The 21,428-nt window shown below is 42.0% G+C and carries 19 protein-coding genes; 2 read left to right on the forward strand and 17 right to left on the reverse strand.

Annotation, left to right across the window (positions count from 1 at the left end; translation table 11 throughout):
* Positions 1-120: 120 nt before the first annotated feature.
* Positions 121-756, reverse strand: a complete 636-nt coding sequence (gene udk, locus K1I94_RS04080; RefSeq protein ID WP_032907433.1) for a uridine kinase — start codon at positions 754-756, stop codon at positions 121-123.
* Positions 757-835: 79 nt separating this feature from the next.
* On the opposite strand from udk, the gene K1I94_RS04085 reads away from it, so the two are divergent.
* On the forward strand, positions 836-1,846 hold the full coding sequence (locus tag K1I94_RS04085) for a Gfo/Idh/MocA family protein (protein ID WP_223314499.1): 1,011 nt from the start codon (positions 836-838) through the stop codon (positions 1,844-1,846).
* Positions 1,836-2,927, forward strand: a complete 1,092-nt coding sequence (locus K1I94_RS04090) for a DEAD/DEAH box helicase (RefSeq protein WP_223314500.1) — start codon at positions 1,836-1,838, stop codon at positions 2,925-2,927. The genes K1I94_RS04085 and K1I94_RS04090 overlap by 11 nt, the downstream gene beginning before the upstream one ends.
* A 94-nt stretch (positions 2,928-3,021) precedes the next feature.
* Here K1I94_RS04090 and K1I94_RS04095 read toward each other — a convergent pair whose 3' ends face one another.
* The 16 genes from K1I94_RS04095 to pstB (K1I94_RS04170) form a co-directional block, all read right to left on the reverse strand.
* Positions 3,022-4,419 (reverse strand): polysaccharide deacetylase family protein, encoded by a 1,398-nt coding sequence (locus K1I94_RS04095; protein WP_223314501.1) that lies wholly within the window; start codon positions 4,417-4,419, stop codon positions 3,022-3,024.
* 61 nt (positions 4,420-4,480) lie between these two features.
* Complete coding sequence (gloA, locus tag K1I94_RS04100; protein ID WP_002895748.1) at positions 4,481-4,867, reverse strand: lactoylglutathione lyase; 387 nt, start codon at positions 4,865-4,867, stop codon at positions 4,481-4,483.
* Between the two features lie 112 nt (positions 4,868-4,979).
* Positions 4,980-5,918, reverse strand: coding sequence for a ketopantoate reductase family protein (locus tag K1I94_RS04105; protein WP_223314502.1), 939 nt, complete (start codon positions 5,916-5,918; stop codon positions 4,980-4,982).
* A 15-nt stretch (positions 5,919-5,933) separates the two neighbouring features.
* On the reverse strand, positions 5,934-7,325 hold the full coding sequence (locus tag K1I94_RS04110) for a sensor histidine kinase (RefSeq protein WP_223314503.1): 1,392 nt from the start codon (positions 7,323-7,325) through the stop codon (positions 5,934-5,936).
* Positions 7,315-7,989 carry a response regulator transcription factor gene (locus K1I94_RS04115; protein ID WP_002897753.1) on the reverse strand — a complete coding sequence of 225 codons (675 nt, stop codon included), beginning with the start codon at positions 7,987-7,989 and terminating at the stop codon, positions 7,315-7,317. The genes K1I94_RS04110 and K1I94_RS04115 overlap by 11 nt, the downstream gene beginning before the upstream one ends.
* 104 nt (positions 7,990-8,093) lie before the next feature.
* The gene (locus K1I94_RS04120; protein ID WP_223314504.1) at positions 8,094-8,564 is read right to left on the reverse strand and encodes a hypothetical protein; all 471 of its coding nucleotides are present in this window, start codon (positions 8,562-8,564) and stop codon (positions 8,094-8,096) included.
* 180 nt (positions 8,565-8,744) lie between these two features.
* Positions 8,745-9,560, reverse strand: coding sequence for an SDR family NAD(P)-dependent oxidoreductase (locus K1I94_RS04125; protein ID WP_223314505.1), 816 nt, complete (start codon positions 9,558-9,560; stop codon positions 8,745-8,747).
* Between the two features lie 3 nt (positions 9,561-9,563).
* On the reverse strand, positions 9,564-9,890 hold the full coding sequence (locus K1I94_RS04130; RefSeq protein ID WP_223314506.1) for a DMT family transporter: 327 nt from the start codon (positions 9,888-9,890) through the stop codon (positions 9,564-9,566).
* Between the two features lie 55 nt (positions 9,891-9,945).
* Complete coding sequence (locus K1I94_RS04135) at positions 9,946-10,230, reverse strand: helix-turn-helix domain-containing protein (protein ID WP_002906772.1); 285 nt, start codon at positions 10,228-10,230, stop codon at positions 9,946-9,948.
* A gap of 266 nt (positions 10,231-10,496) precedes the next feature.
* Entirely contained in the window at positions 10,497-14,699 is a 4,203-nt protein-coding gene (locus tag K1I94_RS04140) for a GbpC/Spa domain-containing protein (RefSeq protein ID WP_223314507.1), read from the reverse strand.
* A gap of 152 nt (positions 14,700-14,851) precedes the next feature.
* A complete protein-coding gene (locus K1I94_RS04145) occupies positions 14,852-17,392 on the reverse strand; it encodes a M1 family metallopeptidase (protein WP_223314508.1) in 2,541 nt (846 codons plus the stop codon).
* Positions 17,393-17,611: 219 nt separating this feature from the next.
* Positions 17,612-18,235 (reverse strand): hypothetical protein, encoded by a 624-nt coding sequence (locus K1I94_RS04150; protein WP_223314509.1) that lies wholly within the window; start codon positions 18,233-18,235, stop codon positions 17,612-17,614.
* 128 nt (positions 18,236-18,363) lie between these two features.
* Entirely contained in the window at positions 18,364-18,963 is a 600-nt protein-coding gene (locus tag K1I94_RS04155; protein WP_398578207.1) for a hypothetical protein, read from the reverse strand.
* A gap of 152 nt (positions 18,964-19,115) precedes the next feature.
* Positions 19,116-19,769 carry a phosphate signaling complex protein PhoU gene (gene phoU / locus K1I94_RS04160; protein WP_002895767.1) on the reverse strand — a complete coding sequence of 218 codons (654 nt, stop codon included), beginning with the start codon at positions 19,767-19,769 and terminating at the stop codon, positions 19,116-19,118.
* A gap of 14 nt (positions 19,770-19,783) precedes the next feature.
* Positions 19,784-20,542, reverse strand: a complete 759-nt coding sequence (pstB, locus tag K1I94_RS04165; RefSeq protein WP_009660526.1) for a phosphate ABC transporter ATP-binding protein PstB — start codon at positions 20,540-20,542, stop codon at positions 19,784-19,786.
* A 75-nt stretch (positions 20,543-20,617) separates the two neighbouring features.
* Positions 20,618-21,421 carry a phosphate ABC transporter ATP-binding protein PstB gene (gene pstB, locus K1I94_RS04170; protein ID WP_002895769.1) on the reverse strand — a complete coding sequence of 268 codons (804 nt, stop codon included), beginning with the start codon at positions 21,419-21,421 and terminating at the stop codon, positions 20,618-20,620.
* Positions 21,422-21,428: the final 7 nt, after the last annotated feature.

Consider the following 21,428-nt stretch of genomic DNA (forward strand, 5'->3'; position numbering starts at 1 on the left):
GATTTCAGTCCGTCCACTTCCCCTTGCTAGAATACATTACAAAAAACTTGCAGCTACTGCGATTTACCAGATTCACAAACTGTTATTTCCTAAAATGACAGAGCTAGAAAGCTGCCTGACCTAGCCTTCTCTGGCTTCCTTAAGAATTTTTTCAATCTTGGTCGTAATCAGGTCAATAGCCACCTTGTTAGAAGCTCCCTCTGGAATGATGACATCTGCATAGCGCTTGGTCGGTTCAATAAACTGATGGTACATAGGCTTAACGACACCCAAATACTGCTCAATAACGCTATCCAAACTGCGGCCGCGCTCTTCCATGTCCCGCTTAATACGACGAATAATCCGAACGTCATCATCTGTGTCCACAAAGATCTTAATATCCATCAAATCTCTCAGGCGCTGGTCCTCTAAGACCAAAATCCCCTCAACGATGAACACATCCTGAGGATCCTGACGATAGGTCTTTTTACTGCGGGTATGCTCTGTATAGTCATAAGTGGGAATATCCACTGGCCGACCAGCCAAGAGCTCCTTAATCTGCTCAATCATCAAGTCCGTGTCAAAGGCAAAAGGATGGTCATAGTTGGTCTTCACCCGCTCCTCAAAAGTCAGATGCGTCTGATCCTTATAGTAGGAGTCATGCTCAATCATGGCAATATTTTCGTTTGGAAAATTAGCCAAAATTGCTCGAGAAACACTGGTTTTTCCGCCTCCGGAACCACCAGTTACACCAATAATAATAGGTCTATTTTGCATTATAAGCTCCATCTCTTGTTATCTTATCTATTTTACCGCAATTCATGTTATAATGAAAGAGCTAAAATAAAAAAAGTACATGCTTAAAAATAGAAAAAAGGAGGTTTTTATGTTCAAACTTGGAATCATCGGAACAGGTTCAATTTCTCATGAGTTCATCAAGGCTGCTCACTCAACAGGCGACTATCAGCTTGCTGCTGTCTACTCTCGGACTTTAACTTCTGCTGAGCGCTTTGTGCAAAACTATGAAAATACAGCCGTCTATACTGAAATGCTGGACTTTCTGTCATCTGATATCGATGTCGTTTATATCGCCAGTCCCAACAGCCTGCATTTCAAGCATGCCAAGGTAACTATTCTGGCTCGTAAACATGTTATTGTCGAAAAGCCGGCGGTCTCTCGACCCAAAGAATGGCGGGAATTGGTCAAGCTGGCTGACGAGCATCAAGTCTATCTCTTTGAAGCTGCCCGCAACTATCATGAGCAGGCCTTTGATACGATCAGTGATTTTCTCAAGGACAAGACCGTCCTGGGAGCCAACTTCACCTATGCCAAGTATTCTTCTAAAATGCAAGCTCTGCTTGCAGGAGAGCAGCCTAACGTTTTCTCAGCTAAGTTTTCAGGCGGTGCTTTGATGGATCTGGGTGTCTATCCTGTCTATGCGGCTATCAGACTTTTTGGTCATCCGCGCTTCGCTCGCTACAGCGCCCAGCAGCTAGCTAATACGATTGATTTAAATGGAGCCGGCTGTCTCATCTATGCAGATTTTCAAGTTCAGATTCAGGCCGGTAAAAATATAAACAGCAATCTGCCAGCAGAGATTTATACGGATCAGGGAACTCTGACTTTAGACGGGATTGAATTTATCAGCTCTGCTATTTTCCAAAATCTGGACGGTCAAGAGGAGCTGCTACCTATCAAGCGTGCTTCCCATACCATGCTGGAAGAGGCTCAGGCTTTCGCACGAGTGCTCAAGGGTGGACAGGATGCGGTTTACGAGAAATGGTTGGATGCTGCCGTAGCTGTTCACAAAAGCTTATTTGCCATGCGCAAGGACGCTGGCATTAGATTTGAGGTTGATGATGATTAAGGAACAATTTCCCCCGAGCTGGCAAAATCAGCTGGCTCAGCTAGGCTTTGAAGATTTGACAGCTATTCAGGAGAAGATGTTTGATTCTATTTCTACAGGCGATACGGTGCTGGGAATCAGTCCGACTGGTACTGGTAAAACTCTGGCCTATCTCTTTCCAAGTCTGCTTAGACTAACACCTAAAAAAGCCCAACAGCTCTTGATTTTAGCTCCTAATACTGAGTTGGCTGGACAAATCTTTGAGGTCTGCAAGACTTGGTCGGAGCCTTTAGGGCTGACAGCCCTGCTCCTGCTGTCTGGCTCCAGCCAGAAGCGACAGATTGAGCGCCTCAAGAAAGGTCCGGAAATTATCATCGGAACGCCTGGACGGATTTTTGAGTTGGTCAAGCTCAAGAAAATCAAGATGATGAATGTCGAAACCATCATTTTGGACGAATTTGACCAGCTGCTCAGCGATTCTCAGTATCACTTTGTAGATAAAATCACCCACTATGCGCCTCGTGACCACCAGCTGGTATATATGAGCGCCACCGCTAAGTTCGACCACGATAAGATTACTGAAAATACCCTAGAAATCAGCATTGACGACCAAGTTTTGGACAACATCCAGCATTTTTACATGCAAGTCGAAAAACGTGATAAGGTGGACTTGCTCCGCAAATTATCCAATGTTGAAGAATTCCGTGGACTGGTCTTTTTCAACGCTCTATCAGACCTAGGAAGCGCCGAGGAAAAACTCCAGTATCGTGAAGCCAATGCTGTTTCACTGGCCAGCGATGTCAATGTTAAGTTCCGCAAGGTGATTCTGGATAAGTTCAAAGAACACCAGATTACTCTCCTGCTAGCCACTGACTTGGTTGCTCGCGGCATTGATATTGACTCACTAGAATGCGTCGTCAATTATGAGCTTCCGCGCGATTTAGAAACCTATACCCATCGCTCTGGCCGAACCGGCCGCATGGGCAAGGAAGGCTATGTCATCACCCTCATCAGCCATCCTGAAGAACTGAAAACTTTGAAAAAATACGCTTCCGTTCGTGAAATTCTACTAAAAAATCAAGAACTTTATGTAACAAGTTAAACTAAAAAGCTTTAGAAATCTAATGTTTCCAAAGCTTTTTTTGCTTTTACTCATTACCAACAATGATTTCCAAAATCTAAACCCAAGGACCGTCTTAGTCTCTGCCGTAATAAATACGATGGGGCTCTAGCTGACCTTCCAGAAGCTCATCGACCGTTACCAAAGTATAGCCGTTACTCTTCAGATACTCGAGGACACTTGGTAGGGCGTCAATACTGGTCTGGTGAATATCATGCATGAGGATAATTGAGCCTGGCTGGGTTTTGGCAATCTCTTGCATAATAGCTTTAGTATTGCGTGTCTTCCAGTCTAGGCTGTCCACATTCCACATGATAAAGGACTGGTCAACCGAATTTTGTATTGTAGCATTAATAGCTCCATAAGGAGGCCGCGTAATCGTTGGCTTGATGCCTATGACATTGTTAATAGCGGTCTGGGTATCAAGGATTTCTTTTTTGGCTGACTCCAGAGGAAGTTTGGTTAAGACTGGATGGTCCCATGTATGAATCCCAATCTGATGACCTTCATTGTGCACGCGCTTGACAATCGCTTCATTGCCAGCAATGTTTTGCCCAACCATAAAGAAGGTCGCCTTGGCACCGTATTTCTTTAGGATATCCAGAGCCTGCGGTGTTGTCTTAGGATCTGGACCGTCATCAAAGGTCAGAGCAACCATCTTCACATGCTTCTTAGCCTCAAAACTCTGATAAGCTGCCAAGTCATCGCCGGTCAGATAGTCCGCATTGATTTGGTCATAAAAGCTAGACAAAGGAACGTCAATGCTGGTTAAGCCTTGCACTTCCTTACTCAGTTTAATAGAAAAATGGCTGTACTCATAACGGAAAGACCACTGACCCAACTCCGTTCCATTGAGGGTATTGAGAATTTCTGTCTGCACCGCCTCATCGGCCTGTCTAAAGGTCAGCTGGCTGGATATTTCGTTGATGAAGATTTCCTTAGCTGCATCGGGATCCTGAAAGAGCTTATCCAGAGTGAAAGGGCTACCGTCTGCACCGAGATAGCTGTCAGCAACTTCCCGCTCTTCTCCTTTACTGATTTTCATCTCTTTGACATGATAGTCCTTGCGATGCACCAGTACTTCTTTGACATCCTTCAGGCTCGTTTCTTTTTCCTCAGCATAGTAGAAAGTCAATTCCTCAATCTTATCGCCCTTCTTCTGATTATCCTTAATCGTCTGGCTATCTGCGTCCATCTGCTCCTTGACGCTTGCCATAACCTGACCATCTAGCAGAGGATAAAAGGCCTCTACATAGTGGCTGCCAATCATCTTGTTCTGCTTTTCAGTATTTTCAGCGTGGAAGGTCTCTTCTTGGGCAATCAGCACACTAACTTTCTCTTGCAGTTCCTTTTCTTGGAAAATAGCGTAAATCTTTACAGCACCCAGAAATAAAGCAGCAACAAAAGCTAAGCCTAGCAAGCTGAGAACGATGAGTGTTTTCTTACCGTGTTTCTTGTTATTTTGTCTTTTCATACACCTGTCCTAAATGAATAAAAATCATCATTTATCTTGCAAAATTAACTGCAGCTAGATGTTAGAGACTCTTCTCACGAATGACTTCCACCTTGTAGCCATCAGGATCTTTTACAAAATAATAATTAGGCGGGTTGCCAGGAAGACCCTTTGGATCTGTCACTTCATAGCCTTTGGCCTTGTGCTCAGCGTGCAGACCTTCCAAGTCTGGCGTGCTAAGTGCCACATGAGCAAAACCGTCCCCAATCACATAAGGACCATGGTCATAGTTATAGGTCAGTTCCAGCTCATAATCATCGCCTTCCAAACCTAGATAAACGATAGTAAACTGATAATCTGGAAAATCCTTGCGGCGCAGCTCTTTAAAGCCAAAAGCCTCTGCATAAAAAGCGATAGACGCTTCCAAATTCTCCACACGCAAACAAGTATGTAACATTTTTGATGCCATAATTTCACCTCATTCTTTCTTGTTTATTATTATACCCTATTTTGGGCAAAACTTATATTAAATTTTTAAAAAAGTAAATGAAAGTATATAAAAAGCAAGCCAATAAGGCTTGCTAAGAATTGTTTTTCAAAAACTGTTCAATGAAGTCGCTATACGAATTCCATTGAGGCATGGGAATGCTTTCTTTCTCAGCACTTCTTTTGATTTCAAAATATTGATCAACCCATTCGGCATAGCCTGAATGCATGTGATTTGTGACCATTTCGGCAACCAAAGGCTGACTCAACATGAACTTCATTACTGGAACCAAGAGAAATAAGGGCAGGGATAGATATTTAGTAGGTTTATAACGATGTTTAGGAATGCCATATCGCTGACAGAGTTCTAAACCTTCTCGCCAAGCGCAAATCATCTTTCGAATTGCTTTTTTATCTTTCAAGAGTGCATCAAAAGACCCCACTTCTGCAACTGCACCTGCCATTACCGCCTCCTGAAGGCAGTGAACCTTCATCCAAGAAGCCAAGTTAGGCATAGCATCAATGCCTATCCCACTAGCTGTGAAAATAGGAGACAACTCTGATGTATAAGAATCATCATCAAGTAACGTAGCTTCTTTGAAAATGATAGCTTGGATACGACCATCACTCTTTCGCCCTCCTCCAACAGAAGAAGGAAAAGCTAACGACACCTGCTTTCTGTTCAAATAAGAAGGAATCTTGGAGTTGATATTCCAGTTATTCTGTAAAATAAGTAAATGAGCTTTTTCCTTTATAGCCGCTAAATGATTCAATGCCTGCTCTAGTTGCAAACTATTTACCGTTAAGAGAATCAGGTCATAGTCTTGAGCAATGCTCGTCACCAATGGCGGCTGGAAATGATGTTCTTTATAGACCTGTTCATCTTTCCTTAAATCTTTAATAGAAAGTGTGAAGCCTTGCTCTAAAGTCGACAGCTTATGCTCTCTAACTAAGACAGTAACTTGATGCTGATTAGACAGTAACCAAGCGTATGTCAAACCAATTGTGCCAGCACCATAAACCAAAATGTTCATATTAGGCCTCTCCCGCTATTTAACAGAGCGCTTTTTCGTTTCTTTCAATAGCAGTTTAACTTCAAAGACCGTACCTTTTGGTTTGTTGTCCTTGACATAAATGGTGCCCTTGAAGGCATCGACAATCTGCTTGGCCAGAGAAAGTCCCAGACCAAAGCCACCTTTCTGACGGGTCCGAGCCTTATCCACCCGATAAAAGCGATCAAAAATCTTCTTCTTATCTTCATCGCTGATACCAGGACCATTGTCCGCCACTCGGAAAATAAGGTAGCGATCTGTCGAAGTAGCCATGACACTGATTACGCCATCATCATCTGTATACTTGATAGCATTGTCAAATAGAATAGTCATCAGCTGTTTGAGAAAAATTTGATCGGTCACAATAGGGTGCTTGATCATATTTTCTGAATGAAAGGCTTTTTTATTCTCCCTTGCGATAATGCAGTAATTAGCAAAGGTCGTATCAAAAAATTCTGGTTCAACTTCACCATATTGAGGCTTAATGCCATCATCGCGACGGGCCAGATTGAGCAGATTGGTCGTCAGCAAGCGCATATTCCGTACTTCATCCAAGCTAGAAGCAATATTTTCACTGCTCTGCATAATTGTAGCTTCAGGCTTACGAAAGAGCGTCTCTAAGCGGCTCTGCAATACTGCCAGAGGAGTCCGTAGCTCGTGACTGGCATTTTCCACGAAAGCCTTCTGCTTCTGGATACTTTCCAGCAGAGGCTTGACACTCATCCGAGCCAGATAAATACTGGCAATTAGAGAAATTCCCCAAAAGCTGACCATGACCATGGCAATCAACTGCTCATGCTTGCTGCTGGTCTGCTCCAACTGGCTGATACTAGTCATGACCACAGCATACTTGATATCAGGATACTCATTTTTAGGATCAATATCAAAGAGATAAGCCCGATAGCTTTCTGTCTGACCAAAGCTGTTGCCAATCACAATTTCCTTGATTTGATTCAGATAGGACTTGTTAAACTCTAATGAATTAAAGTCCAGAAAACCATCGCTCTTGCTAGTGGAAATATTTTTATAATCATCATCCAAAAGCAAGGCAAAGGTATTAGAGCTAACATTTGGCGTAGTTAGATTGTTAGGCTTAGGCTCTTCATCTGAATCGCCATCTGGCTCTTTACTGCTTTTAGGACTTTTAGAATTGACCTTATTACTCGGATCAGACTGCTGACCTGTCGTCCGATAGGCCAAATCAGCTACTGAACTAGGATCATTACTCAGTTTTTTCAGATTTTCATCAACTGACGTATAAAGGCTGGAGCGCATAACCTGAATAATAATCAAGGTCATGGCTGAGAAGATTAATGTAAACAACCCAAAATAGCGAATGAAATAAGAGAAATCATCCGCATAAAAGGTCTTCTTGATTTTATTCAGCATCTTTTAAAATGTAGCCGACACTACGAAGAGTATGTAGGTTTTTCGCAAATGCCGTTCCTTTCAGTTTTTTACGAATCTTTGAAACGTACACTTCGACAACGGAAACAGTGGTATCACTGTCAAAGCCCCACAGACGGTCAAAAATTTGAGTCTTAGGCAAGATTACATTTTGATTTTGCAGGAAATAAACCAAGAGGTCGAACTCTTTACCAAGCAACTCTACATCTTTACCTGCCTTCGTGGTCGAATTTGTAGATAAATTGACAGTCACATCACCGTAAGAAAGAGTATTCTCGTTGAATTTACCAGCGCGTTTCAAAAGCGCCTGGATCCGCATTTTCAGTTCTTCCAAATAGAAAGGTTTTGTCAGATAGTCGTCAGCTCCGAGCTCAAAGCCATGTCCTTTGTCATCCAAGCTTTCCTTAGCTGTCATGATGAGAACAGGTGTTGTAACTCCTTTTGCTCGGAGATCTTTCAGCACTTGGAAACCGTCCTTTTCAGGCAGCATGAGATCCAGCAAGATGAGGTCATAAACACCGCTTTCTGCTTCATATAGACCTTCTTCACCATCAAAAACCTGCATTACATCTGCAAAATCATCTAAAAAATCAAAAACTGAGTTTGACAGTCCAAGGTCATCTTCTACCAATAGAATTTTAATCATTTTTCTTTCCTCCAATAAAACTTTCCAAGATTATGTCTTTTGGTTTTTGTTTTATTTGCTATTCTTATTATATCATGACTTGGGTCAAAATCAGTAAGTTTTTTCTACGACTGCGACGTTTTATTTTCTTTTGTCGACTTATTATTCTTGTCCGATTGTTCATTTGTGTTCGTTGAAGACTTTTTCTTGTTTTTCTTCCCGTTGTCATTTTGCTGAGCAGAAGAATTCTTGCTCTTGTCATTGTCAGACTGCTGGCCGTCTTGAGGCGGCATTCCTTGGTCTTGACCGTTCTGTCCTGGTCCACCATCCTGCGGCGGCATTCCATTACCTGGTCCACCATTTTGACCATTCTGACCAGCTTGTGGCGGCATGCCATTTCCTGCATTCTGCCCCTGCTCCGGTGCTCCAGGCATAGCAGCTGGCTGTTGAATAGCTGATTGCTGATTGTTTGTACCGTGAATAGCTGTCGCAAGACCATAACCGCCCAGAAGTCCGACTGCTAGAGCACCACCCGTCGCAACCGTCAGCCACCATTTAGTGCTTTTTTCTACAACAATCATTTTTTCCATATCCATTTAATATGTTCCTTCTTTCTTTTGTAAATTTTTCTATCTGTTTCTATCAAACAAGAAGCTAATGCAGCTTTCAAGTCATCCCATACACATCCTTTCACTTGAATAGCATTATCATATAGATTTTTACTTAAACAGGACTGAATTTTTTCTTAAAAAAGGCTGAAAGATAGGGAAAATGGTTTATGAAAAGTGCTTTTTCAATATACGGCTATATTTATCTAATAAAAGAAAATCAGCTAATCTTGAAGACAGAAGATTGAGTTTAGCAAACAAAGTTGCTCCTCGCCCCATCAGGATGACTCTTTGATGAGACTTAATACCTTTTAGCAAAGCTAGGCAAACTTCATCTGTAGTTGAAATCTTAATCCCCATTTCCTTCCAAACAGGATGGTAAGGCTTTTCTGAGGGTGTGTCCGCAGCATTGGGACAAAAATAGGTTAAATACACCTTTTTCTGCTCCTGCTTTAATTCGCGATTTATTGATTCAATAAAAGAAAAAATCCCTGCACGACTGGCCACATCTACGCTATAGTAAGGGAAAGCGAGCCGCCCATCTGCAAAACCGCCAGAATGCACAATTGTAGCACCTTTTTCATTTGCTAATAAGGGCAGAAAAATCTTGCTAATCAGAATGGCGCCAGATAAATTGATCAATAGTGTCTGCTCTATGTCCTCAAGGGAATGCGCTGACAAAGACTTTCTTACATCAAAACCAGTTGCATTGATAACAATATCTATACATTCCGACCACTCTTGTATCTCTGATACTACATTTTTTAGAGACTCTTCACTTGTAATATCCACTGAGCTTATTGGAATAAAAGGCGAAAATTCTTGCACAAACATCGTTAACTTATCTATATCTCTTCCTAAGAGGAATAACCTAGCACCCGCTTGATGAAAAGCTCGAGTATAGACTCTTCCCAAGCTCCCACTTGCACCAATAATTACAACCTTTTTATTTTTAAAATAATTATCAAACATATAATTCTCCATTCTCTAGTGAGTCTTTTGTGATAAATTTAATAAAACAAGTCCGACTATAACCAGAGTTATTCCTAAAAGACTTATAGCTGTTACTTTTTCGTGCCAAAGCAGAATAGATAATATCGTTGTCCCTACTAGACCTATTCCAGACCAAATAGCGTAAGCTAGATTTAACTGAATGCCCTTTAAAGATAGAGATAAAAAGAAAAAGCACAAGCCATAAAACATCAAAGCAAGGCAACCGAAAAATAGTTTCGAAAAACCTTGAGATAGTTTTAAAAGACTTGTGGCGGCAATTTCAAATAGAATTGCGAGAGATAAATAAAAATAGTAAAACATTGTTTTCCTCCTAATATTCTAAATAACTAAAAAGTTAGCAGGAAAATCAATAAAACTATCCGAGAGATGAAACAAAGCAAGTCCAAAGTGTACAGGCATTTGTCAAAATCATTGATTTTATGCTCGAATCTTTGGAGATAGATAAAGCATTTCGACCACATAGCTCATCTAATGAAATCTGGTAAAAATCGGCTAGACGAATAAGACTTACACTATCTAGAATCGTCTTATCATTTTCCCAGTTCGAGATGGTCTGCCGAGTCGTCCCTAGTGATTCTGCAATCTGAGCTTGACTATAGCCTTTTTGCTCCCGTATAAACTTCAATTGTTTTCCTAACATTATCTTTTCCTCCTCATCATACTTATTTTTTAGTTGTTTGGCTAGATGAAATTCTTTAACATTAGTGATTATTGTAAGTAAAAATTCTTTGACATGGCTATTATAACACGATTTACGTTCATCTTAAAATACTTGCCTATCTAAAACACTTGATACATCTATCAACCATTTGCTCAAAAATCCTCAGTAAAAAAGACTGGGACAAAATTGTCTCAGTCTAAATTTATCATGTTCAAAAGCTCTTGATACAGGAGCTGCTTACTTTTTTATGACTTTTTCTTAGAAAGGCGGAAACCAGCTGAAGCTAGCAAGGCCGCAAATCCAAGATAAGTGAGAAGAGAGCTCGAACTGCTTCCAGTTTTAGGCAATTGACCTTGACTGGTTTGGTAGCTGACAGATAGCTGCATGTTGCTTGGTTGCTTACTTGCAGATCTTTGATGCTGCCAATCCTGGTTTGAAAGAGGCTCAAATTTCTGTGCTGTTTGAATAGTAATTTCTGCAGGAGGTGTCGAAACACTAACCTGATTGGACTCTATCCGGTATTGATTATTAATCAGCAAGCTGAAATGATTGGTATAGGTTCTGCCTGGATACAAGAGTCGACCGACTGCTGCTGGAGCTAGGGTCTCGGTCGCAGTATTCAAGTCAGCATTGTAGCGTTCAAGCAGACCTGGTGCAGCAACAAAAGTCAAAACTCTGGTGCTCGGGTCATAAGAAACCTCGTAACCAGAACTTTTCGCTCTAGTAGCTTCTAGATCTAATTCAAAACCTTCTGGCAGACGATCTTCCAATACAAAAGAGTGAATTGGCAAACGATAAGCAGGCAAAGCATCCGTTACCAGATTAAGGACAGCAAAACTTCCTTGGCTAACCTCTTGTTGATGAATATTCTTCTTGGACTCATCCTCCAACTCTTCTCTGACTTTTAACTGGATAAAGAGCTGGTTATAGTGATAAGTTTGAGTCGGCGCTTGCGGACGGCTTGGCAAAGCTTGATAGCTAGGTTCAGCCGGCTTTTGAGGAACCTCTTTATAGTTCGGATTGTCAGGCTCCTCAATCAAAGGCAGATCACTTTCTCTGACAGGTGACTGGGGTTCAGGCTGAAGAACTGGTTCTTGAGGGAGCTGTGGTTCCTGTAGATAGCTTGGCTCCTGAGGCAGGTCCTCTAAAGCAATTTCTTCTTCATAAACAGGCGGTTTCGGAGCCTCACCCGTGCTTACTTCAGGAGCTTTTTGAGGTTTTTCTGGTTCCTTCAAATAAGCTGGGAGCTGTGGTTCCTGTGGAAGTGGATCTTCGACCGGTGCTTGCGGAAGGCTCAGCAAGGGCTGCTCCTTCTCATAGGTTGGCTCTTCAACTGCAGTCGGCTCTGTCAATAGAGAAGGGGAGCTAGGTTCTTCTGGCACTTCCTGATAAACTGGCTTTTGAGGTTGAAGCGGCTCAGGCAGATAAGTTGGCTCTTGCGGCAGAATTTCCAGATCTCTTTCTGGTAGGACTACTGGCTCCTCAGACCGATTTGGAAGAGGAAGAGGCTGAGTTTCTGTCGGCTGGCTAGGAAGTTCTTGATAGGCCGGCTGTGCTGGCCCTTGCGGCAAAGGTTGATAGACTGGCTGACTCGGAAGAGGCTGCAAGGCCTTAACTTCCTCATAAGCCGGTTCCTGAGGTTGAGCAACTTCTGTCGGAGCAACAGGCTTGATTGGAACACCTTTGGCTTTAATATCAGAGTTAAATACAAACCAAGCAGAACCCCGGTTTCGCGAACCAATGTCAAAGGAAATGACATCTCCCTGAGCTTTACCTACAATAGCGCCATACCAGTTATAGGGACTAGTAGGCGTATCCCACTTATTATACTCAAAGCGAGAGCCTTCCTTCTCATGGTTAATAGAAATATCGGCATGAACACTGGTATCTGGGTGAATGTTAATAGCAGATCCTGTGATAGGAATATATTCACCATTAAAATTCTTGATGTACTCAATCGCAGCTTTATTCGTATTTAAAGATGAGAAGCTAACAAGCGAACCTGTCATATCAAGCCTTTCTCCAGCTTCATCGAAAAACTCCGCTTGGACATTGACTCGAGAATGGCCGCGAAAATCCAAGGTCCAGACAGTCAAGGTCGGATCCTTAACTAAGAAAACTGGAAGCTTATCCTGACTCTTCGTTGATTCTTTCAGAGTATAAGTGTAGACAACTTTAGCGATTTTCTTGCCCTGAATACTGGAATTTTTGATATTAGTATAAGTAGCTACCAGAGGCACATCTTTTTGTAAAATGACTTTAGTCTGATGTTCTTTCCCTTTTAAAACACTGGTCAAAGCAGTTATTCCTTGTTGATCCATTCCCCAAGAACGAACCTCATCAGTCAGCTCATCATTGGTATAGGTTCTAATAGAGGGATCAAGCGTCAAGACAGCCTGGGGCTCAGATTTGAAAACAAAAGGCTGGCTTTCAACCTTACTGAGATAGCCTTCTTCATTTTTCTTAGCTTCAGCTTCCTGCAACTCTCTCTCAAAAGTTACAAGAGCTGCATCATACTTAGTTTTGGCTGTATCATAGGCAGCTTTTGCCTTCTTATATTCTTCTAAGAGCTTATCATAGTCAGCTTTCAAGCGGGCATTTTTTTCCTTAATGCTTGCATTTTCCTGCTCAATCACTGCGTTCTGCGCTGAAATAGAAGCAAGGTTTGCCTCATAGTCTTCTTTTATTCTTTGATTTTCTGCTTCAATCTTTGCAAGATTTGCTTGGTATGTCGCTAAGTCTGCCTGATAAGCAGCTAGTTTATTCTTGTTTTCTGTCTCAATCCGAGCAGTCGCTTCCTGATAGGTAAGCAAGGCTTTCTCATATGCTTCTCGACTTTTCTGATTGCTCTCGGTGATTCGAGCCACATCCTGCTCATATTGAGCTAATTGATTTTTATAAAACTCTTGTTTTTCCTGATTTTGCTGACGAATCTGGGCGTTTTCAGCTTGAATGGCAGCATTACGGGCTGTTACTTCTGCTTTTTCTGTCTCATAGGCAGTTTGGCGCTTCTTATTTTCAGCTTGGACACGCTCAAGTTCAGATTGATAGGCAGTCAAAGCTGCTTGATGATCTCTCGCTTTGACATCATTGGCCGCCTCGATTTCAGAGCGATTCTTTTGATAAGCAGCTAATTTGCTCTCATAGTCTTTCTCTGTCGCTTGATTTTTTTGACGAATCTCAGCCAATCGCTCTTGATAAGCTGCTAAATCAGCCTGATACTGCTCCTTTAAGGCTGCATTTTTCTTCTGAACAGCTAGATTTTGGGCCTCAATCTCTTTATTCTGTTCTTGAATTTTAGCCAAGACTGTCTCATAAGATTGTTGGGCTGCTTGATTGGCTGTTTGAATGCGTTCTACTTCCTGCTGGTAAGCCCTTAAATCTAACTGATACTGCTTTTCTAACTCAGCATTGTCTTTCTGAACTCTAGCCAACTCTTTCTCATAGTCAGCCATGGCTGCTTGATAAACAGCTTCTTTTTCTGCCTTAACCTGAGCCAGTCTGGAAACTTCAGCTTCATACTGCTTGACTGCTTCCTGATAGGCCTTTTTAGCTGCCTGATTTCGTTCTGCAATAGCTGCATTTTCAGCTTGGGCAGCTTTGTTGTGAGCTGAGACATGAGCAAGCCTTTCTTCATAGCGACGCTTTGCTTCTGCATTCTTCTCCTGAGTAGCTTTCAGCTCTGTAGCATAGCTCTCCATAACAGTTTGGTAGTCTGCTTTTGCTTGAGCATTTTCTTGTAAAATCCGTGAACGCTCCTCTTGATAGGCTGCTAAAGCTGCTTGATAGGAGGCTTCTTTCTCTTGATTGATTTTTACTATACGGCTCAATTCTGCCTGATAAGCCGTCCGTTTCTGCTCATAGTCTGCCTGAAGCTGAGTATTTTCAGCCTGAATGCGACTGGACTCTTGTTCATAGGAAGCCAGAGCCTTGTCATATTGGTCTTTCAGGGCTTGATTGGCAGACTCTTTCTGACTGAGTTCTTTCTCATAAGTCTTCAGTTGCTCTTGATAAGCTGCTGTGGTTTCACGTATTTCCTTGACTTGGGTCTCATAATCTGTTAGCGCTGTCTCCCGTTTACTAGCAGCTTCTTCTGGATTTCTAGCTGTTCCTAAATCAACACTTGGCTCCTGCTTTAGCTGGATACCTACTTTCTCAGCCTCTGCCACAGCTTGGTCCAAGTCCGCATGAGAAACCTCCAAGGGAAGCTTGTCTTGACTTACTGGCTCCGACTGAGCAGGGGCAGCAGTTGTCTGGGACGCTTCGGTTGGCGAAAGTGCAGCTTCAGAAAGGGCAGACTGATCTGCTGCTGAAGATACCTTTTCCTCTGCTTGAACTGATCCGGCAGCTACCAACAAAGCCACACCCAAAACAGCTCCGCACAAGCCCTTAGAAAGGCGGCTCTTGCGGAAGCCATAGACTATTTTCTTTTCCATTATAAACTCCATTTCTCCTTTAAACAGTTGCCTGTTTATTTCACATACTATTCTATTTTATCAAAGCAAAGGCATATTAGCAATGTTTAAATACTCAAAATGATAAAGAAAAAGCCTGAGATAATATAATATCTCAGACTTTCTTCTCAATTTAATTAAAACTATCAGATAGCAGCTCGAATTGCTTTTTCCACTGCTTCTTTCTCACGCTTCACCAGTTCAACACGCGCAGCGATTTCCTTGATTCCCATGCTGATGTTTCGGCTAATCGCCATATCGTCCAACTGCGGCTCAAAGAAGGCTTTGTACTCTGCCAATCTCTTCTCTGTCTTGAAGACCACTGCTGGGCTAATGACAAAGCTATCAAAGCTCATGTCGCCACCTAGTGCTGCCTTGATCCAGTCCCAATTCTCACGCGCCCAAGTCCACACTGCTTCTTGAGTAAAATCTCGGCTGAGGAAACGGGCATACCAAGCTGACAAATCCTGCGGTTTCACAGTAAATTTATCCTTCCAAGTCGCTAAAAGTTCATCCAAGGTTTCCTTGTTCTTCGTATAAGAAAGGGCTGTAGAAAGTGCATTTTTGAAGCTTCCATCATTTGAAGCAACATAGAGGTCCAGATAAAGCTTAGTCAGCTCCTTGCTTTCATGATGCTTGATTTGGTTGACCAATACCTGCAAGCGAATAGCGGCAGGGAGTTTTTCCAAATTATCACGATAGCGGTCAAAAATCTGGCTTGCTTGAGCTTTAGCTGTCTCATCGTCTGCCTTAATCATATTGCCCACAATTAGCTGACGAACCATCTCATCCTCATCGCTTTCACCCTCCTGTTTTTCAAAACCAAGACGGTCGAAATTACTTTGACTGAGAATTTTCAGCAAGGCTTTGTAATCTTCTTCAGTCTGACTGCCTTCATCCACAAAGCGGTTCAATCCTTCTAGCACTTGGGAAACAGCTGAAACCACCATATAAGAAGTTTCGTTTGCCAGCTTGCTGATGACTGGTAGCAGGTCCGCATAGGAAATCTTACCTGACTCTGCCAGAAGTCGGCGCTCCTGCACGATTTGCAGTTTACTGATATTGTCCAAAGAGCTGAGATTATTCAGAAGAGCATCCAGCAACTCACCTTGATAATCGGTGATATAGTGGGCAGTATTTTCTGTATTAAGACGCAGGGCTCCTTCATTTTGCGCTGCCAAGGCTGCATAATTAGGAATTTCCAGTCTTTCTGTCGTCAGAGTATCAGGAAGTCCTTGCCAGTTGCTATTGAGCGGTACTGGCCAGAGACGGCCCTTGTCTTCGTGCTCTCCAATGAAGAACTGCTTCTGGGTCAAAATCAAGCAGTCATTTTCAACCTTAGCAGTGACAACTGGATAACCCGGTTGTTCCAACCAAGCATCCATAAAGGAAGCTACATCACGGCCAGAAGCTTGAGAAAGAGCATCCCAAAGGTCACGACCGATGGTATTTCCATACTGATGCTTCTCAAAGTAGGCGCCTAGCCCCTTACGGAAGGCATCGTCTCCCAGCCAACGACGCAGCATGTGCATGAGACGGCTACCCTTGGCATAGACGATTGCCCCATCAAAAAGAGTATTGATTTCATCAGGGTGCTTGACCTCTACATGGACCGACTGGACACCATCTGTCGCGTCACGCTTGAGGGCATAAGGAGCTCCACTGGTCTGGAAATCTTCAAAAATCTTCCAGCCAGGCTCAATCGCATCAACTGAGACATACTCCATCATATTGGCAAAGCTTTCATTGAGCCAGAGGTCATCCCACCACTTCATGGTCACTAGATTTCCGAACCATTGGTGGGCTAGTTCGTGTGCAACAACCAAGGCAACTGTCTGACGGCTCAGAGCTGTTGAATTTTCATCCACCAGCAAATAGATTTCCCGATAGGTCACCAAGCCCCAGTTTTCCATAGCACCAGCAGAAAAATCTGGCAGGGCCACATGAAGGGACTGAGGAATAGGATACTTGACTCCATAGTATTCTTCATAAAATTCGATACAGCGAACCGCAATGTCCAAAGCAAACTCAAGATTGCTCTCTGGGTGGGCCTTGGTCGCATAAACTCCTACCAAAGTTCCATTCTTGGTTTTAGCAGTAATTCCTTGCATATCACCTGCAGCAAAAGCCAAGAGATAGGAAGACATACGTGGAGTCGTTTCAAACTTCCAAACGCCAGTCGCTTTGCGGTTTTCAACATCAATTTCTGGCATATTAGACAGAGCCAACTCACCCTCTGCTTGGTCAAATTTCAAAGCCAAATCAAAAGTTGCCTTAGCCTCTGGCTCATCCACACTCGGAAAGGCTTCGCGGGCAAAGTGGCTCTCAAACTGCGTAGAAATAATCTCTTTTTTCACACCATCTACCGTGTAGTAAGATGGGTAAATCCCGGTCATATTGTCCGTAATCTTACCAGTATAAGTTATTGTCACCACTACAAGACCAGCTGCTTCCAGCTCGATATAAAGAGCTTCATTGTCCTTATCAAGAGTGAAAGGACGAGCTTGGCCAGCCACCTCTACAGCTTCAACTGTCAAATCTTTTTGATGTAGGGAAATCTTACTCGTCTTAGCTTCTCCAGTAATGGTCACCTTGCCTGAAAAAGACTTGTCGGCACGATTCAGATCCAAAAAGAGATCATAGTGCTCAGGAACAAAAGTTTCAATAAAATGTTTAACTGCTTGCATCAGCTTCTCCTCATCTAGCGAACAACATGGCAAGATTACTCTGCCGCCCTTGTCCGTTTATAATCTGTTATTATTGTATCATATTTAAAAGATTTCGTTGCAGAATAAATGCAAACAAAAAGACAGATGTAGTACCTGTCCATTTGCTTTATGATAATAGAAGAAAGGTTACCATTCAAATAGCTAGGAAAACTATCACATTCCCCAGTTAGTTCCACATCATCCTTCCTCTTTACTTAGTTTAACATTGTAAATGATTTCAGCTTCTGGGCTTCCTTTTTCATCCTTGACAACATCTTTTAACTGACTGTCTTCAACCAATAAAGAAATATTTTCATCTGTACTTCTAGCCTTCGTGAGCTTTGCTTCGTCTGGCAAATGTTTTGCATTTGAAACATCAATCTCATTACCGTGTGAGTCCATTAATTCTATAACATCATTTCCTGCACCATCAAAATCAAGAAATATATGAGTAACTAAACCATAGCTATTAGGTGTGTAGTTCTCTATTGTTGTTCCTAATGTTGCTTTATTCCCATATTTATCATAAATCGTCGGACGTACATAGGCATTTAGCATAGAACCACCATTATCCCCTTCAATATAAATCGGAGAAAATTTAATCTTCTCAATACCTTTATAGTGTTCTTTGAAATAGGTTCCATATTGTTCTTCTAAGAGTCTAAAGCCTCGCTGATAGAGCTTGGTTGTTTTGGGGCTAAAGTTAGGTTTGGTTAGTTTGTTGTATATATAGATTCCGCCTGAAATTACAATGAATAGAATTGTTAAAACAATAATAATCTTCTTTTTCACTAATATACCTCCATTATAACGCATTTTCATAGTTCTTTTCTAATAGAATAGCATAATACCTTAGTATTGTCATATAAAATCCTTTCATTATTTTTAGCAAACTTCTATCCTCAACTACCTAAGAAAATAGTTGTATTTGTCGCTTAGTTCACGCCACATCATACTTCCTCTTTGCTTAGCTTAACATTGTAAATGATCTGAGCTTTTGGGCTTCCCTTTTCATCCTTAACAACATCTTTTAGCTGACCGTCTTCTACTAACATTTGAATATTTATATCTATACTTTCTGCATCTGTTAATTTAGCTTCTTCAGGGAGTTCTTTAGCATTTGAGACATCAATACTATTATCATCTGAGTCTAACAATTCAATTACTTCATTACCACTCCAGTCAAAATCAAGAACAAGATCAGCTTCAATCCCAAAACTATTTGGGACATATTTTTTTATTTGCGTACCCAAAGTGGCTTTATTTCCATGCTTATCATAAATAGTCGGACGTACATAGGCATTCAACATAGAAGAATAGTCATCTCCAGTCACATAAATTGGAGAAAATTCAATTTTTTCAATACCTGAATATTTTTCCTTAATATAAGTGCCAATTTGTTCTTCTAAGAGTCTAAAGCCTCGCTGATAGAGCTTGGTTGTTTTGGGGCTAAAGTTAGGTTTGGTTAGTTTGTTGTATATATAGATTCCGCCTGAACCTAACATGACCAAAACAGTAATCATTATAAGGATCTTTTTCTTCATAAACATTCTCCATTATGTACTCATATAAAAATATATAAACTTTAACTCTACTCTCGTAGTATAACATAGTTAGTTGTAAGTTAAAACACAAAATAGAATGCTAACTATACTTGAGATTATACAAAAAAGACACGAAATAAATCGTACCTTTTTTATCATCACAACTCAATAATTTTACCTGTTTCAAAGTAAACAACCCATTCACAGATATTCTTGGCATAGTCGCCGATTCGTTCCAAGTAAGAGATAACTTGGAAGTAGTCACGGCCAGTCACAATCAGCTCTGGATTTTGTTTGATTTCCTCAGTAGCAAGATCGCGAATATCATCAAAGTATTGGTTGATTTTCTCATCCATAGCTGCTACAGCATAAGCTTGGTCTACATTTCCATTGAGGTAGACGTTCAGGGTTTCTTCGACGAAATTCTTAACATCACGCCCCATCTTGCTGATGGCATCTTCTACAGACTCGATGCGGACTTCTCCCTTCATCCGAACAGTCGCTTTGGCGATAGATACAGCGTGGTCGCCCATGCGTTCCAAATCACTGCTGGCTTTCAGCACGGTGATAACGGTTCGCAAATCCTGAGACACAGGTTGCTGCAGGGCGATGATTTCCAGAGATTTTTTCTCCAGTTTCACCTCGTATTCATTGACTTCAGCGTCGTCTTCAATGACCTGACGAGCCAGTTCACGGTCATGCGTGACAAAGGCACGAACCGTCCGGTTAATCTGCGATAGGACTTCGTTTCCCATCGCGTAGAATTGATTATGAAGTTTTTCTAAATCTTCTTCAAATTGTACTCTAAGCATAAGATTCCTTTCTGTTATCCGAATTTACCAGTAATGTAATCTTCGGTCTCTTTATGGGCTGGATTGAGGAACATCTTCTTGGTTTCATTAAATTCAATCAAGTCTCCACCAAGGAAGAAGCCGGTCTTTTCAGAAATCCGAGATGCCTGCTGCATGGAGCGAGTGACCAAAAGCATGGTATATTTGTCTTTCAGACTGTAGAGAGTTTCCTCGATTTTCCCAGCTGAGATTGGATCCAAGGCTGATGTCGGCTCGTCCAAGAGAATGATCTTAGGACTAGTAGCTAGCACGCGAGCCACACAAACCCGTTGCTGCTGACCACCGGAAAGACCGATAGCGGAATCATGCAGACGGTCCTTGACCTCGTCCCAGATAGAAGCACCAATAAGGGAGCGCTCTACTGCTTCGTCCAAAACTGCCTTGTCCTTGACACCATTAATCCGAAGTCCATAAACCACATTTTCATAAATAGTCATAGGGAAAGGATTGGGCTGCTGGAAAACCATGCCGATTTCCTTGCGAAGCTCTACCGTATCTGTCCTCGGACCATAGATATTGTGACTGTTATAAATGACCGTTCCTGTAGTTGTTACTTCTGGATTCAGGTCGCCCATTCGGTTGATAGCCTTGAGCAAGGTTGACTTACCTGAGCCTGACGGGCCAATCAAAGCCGTAATCTCATTTGGCATGAAATCAAGTGAAACGCTATTAAGGGCTTTCTTTTTATTATAATAAACCGACAAGTCCTTGACTTGCAAAATAGGTTCTGTCATAGGTTTTTCCTTCATTTTATTTTACATTCAACCAAAGACCAAGCTTGTTGAATCGTGATGAATACGGACAGCTGCTTAACCAAAGTGGCCTGAAACATAGTCATTAGTGGACTGAAGCTTGGCATTTTGGAAAATATTGGCTGTCTTATCGTACTCAATCAAGTCGCCCAGATAGAAGAATCCAGTGTAGTCACTAGCACGGGCAGCCTGCTGCATATTGTGGGTCACAATGATAATGGTATAGTTGTTCTTAAGTTCGAACATGGTTTCTTCCAGCTGCATGGTCGCAATCGGATCCAAGGCTGACGCTGGCTCATCCATGAGCAGAATGTTTGGTTTGACTGAGATAGCACGGGCAATACAGAGCCGCTGCTGCTGACCCCCAGAGAGAGTCAGGGCTGACTTGTGCAAGTCATCTTTGACCTGATCCCAAAGAGCTGCTTGCTTGAGCGAAGTCTCCACAATCTCATCCAACACCTTTCTATCTCTGACACCAGCCCGTTCATGGGCGAAGGTGATATTTCGATAGATAGACTTGGCAAAAGGATTTGGCCGTTGGAAAACCATGCCGATATGCTTGCGCATTTCATAAACATTGATTTCAGGGCGGTTGACATCAATCCCCTCATAGAGAATCTCTCCAGTCACATTGGCAATATCAATGGTATCGTTCATGCGGTTGAGGCTGCGAAGATAGGTTGATTTACCTGATCCAGAGGGGCCAATCAAAGCAGTGATTTTGTTTTTTTCAAACTGCATATCAATGCCCTTGATGGATTCCTTTTTACCGTAGTAAACATGCAAATCCTTGGTCGACAGGGCTACCTTTTCTTCAGGAAAAGTAATGATATGTTTTTCATTCCAATTATATTCTGTCATTTCTTCT

Source organism: Streptococcus sanguinis (assembly GCF_019929145.1).
GTDB classification, from domain to species: domain Bacteria; phylum Bacillota; class Bacilli; order Lactobacillales; family Streptococcaceae; genus Streptococcus; species Streptococcus sanguinis_U.

Bases quoted from the DNA above. Each gene is read 5' to 3' on its own strand.
- pstB (WP_002895769.1), bottom strand. From the start codon at position 21,421: ATGACAGAATATAATTGGAATGAAAAACATATCATTACTTTTCCTGAA.
- K1I94_RS04105 (WP_223314502.1), bottom strand. From the start codon at position 5,918: ATGAACATTTTGGTTTATGGTGCTGGCACAATTGGTTTGACATACGCT.
- K1I94_RS04140 (WP_223314507.1), bottom strand. From the start codon at position 14,699: ATGGAGTTTATAATGGAAAAGAAAATAGTCTATGGCTTCCGCAAGAGC.
- K1I94_RS04155 (WP_398578207.1), bottom strand. From the start codon at position 18,963: ATGTTTATGAAGAAAAAGATCCTTATAATGATTACTGTTTTGGTCATG.
- pstB (WP_009660526.1), bottom strand. From the start codon at position 20,542: ATGACAGAACCTATTTTGCAAGTCAAGGACTTGTCGGTTTATTATAAT.
- K1I94_RS04145 (WP_223314508.1), bottom strand. From the start codon at position 17,392: ATGCAAGCAGTTAAACATTTTATTGAAACTTTTGTTCCTGAGCACTAT.
- gloA (WP_002895748.1), bottom strand. From the start codon at position 4,867: ATGGCATCAAAAATGTTACATACTTGTTTGCGTGTGGAGAATTTGGAA.
- udk (WP_032907433.1), bottom strand. From the start codon at position 756: ATGCAAAATAGACCTATTATTATTGGTGTAACTGGTGGTTCCGGAGGC.
- K1I94_RS04125 (WP_223314505.1), bottom strand. From the start codon at position 9,560: ATGGAGAATTATATGTTTGATAATTATTTTAAAAATAAAAAGGTTGTA.
- phoU (WP_002895767.1), bottom strand. From the start codon at position 19,769: ATGCTTAGAGTACAATTTGAAGAAGATTTAGAAAAACTTCATAATCAA.
- K1I94_RS04150 (WP_223314509.1), bottom strand. From the start codon at position 18,235: ATGAAAATGCGTTATAATGGAGGTATATTAGTGAAAAAGAAGATTATT.
- K1I94_RS04090 (WP_223314500.1), top strand. From the start codon at position 1,836: ATGATGATTAAGGAACAATTTCCCCCGAGCTGGCAAAATCAGCTGGCT.
- K1I94_RS04115 (WP_002897753.1), bottom strand. From the start codon at position 7,989: ATGATTAAAATTCTATTGGTAGAAGATGACCTTGGACTGTCAAACTCA.
- K1I94_RS04085 (WP_223314499.1), top strand. From the start codon at position 836: ATGCTTAAAAATAGAAAAAAGGAGGTTTTTATGTTCAAACTTGGAATC.
- K1I94_RS04130 (WP_223314506.1), bottom strand. From the start codon at position 9,890: ATGTTTTACTATTTTTATTTATCTCTCGCAATTCTATTTGAAATTGCC.
- K1I94_RS04135 (WP_002906772.1), bottom strand. From the start codon at position 10,230: ATGTTAGGAAAACAATTGAAGTTTATACGGGAGCAAAAAGGCTATAGT.
- K1I94_RS04110 (WP_223314503.1), bottom strand. From the start codon at position 7,325: ATGCTGAATAAAATCAAGAAGACCTTTTATGCGGATGATTTCTCTTAT.
- K1I94_RS04120 (WP_223314504.1), bottom strand. From the start codon at position 8,564: ATGGATATGGAAAAAATGATTGTTGTAGAAAAAAGCACTAAATGGTGG.
- K1I94_RS04095 (WP_223314501.1), bottom strand. From the start codon at position 4,419: ATGAAAAGACAAAATAACAAGAAACACGGTAAGAAAACACTCATCGTT.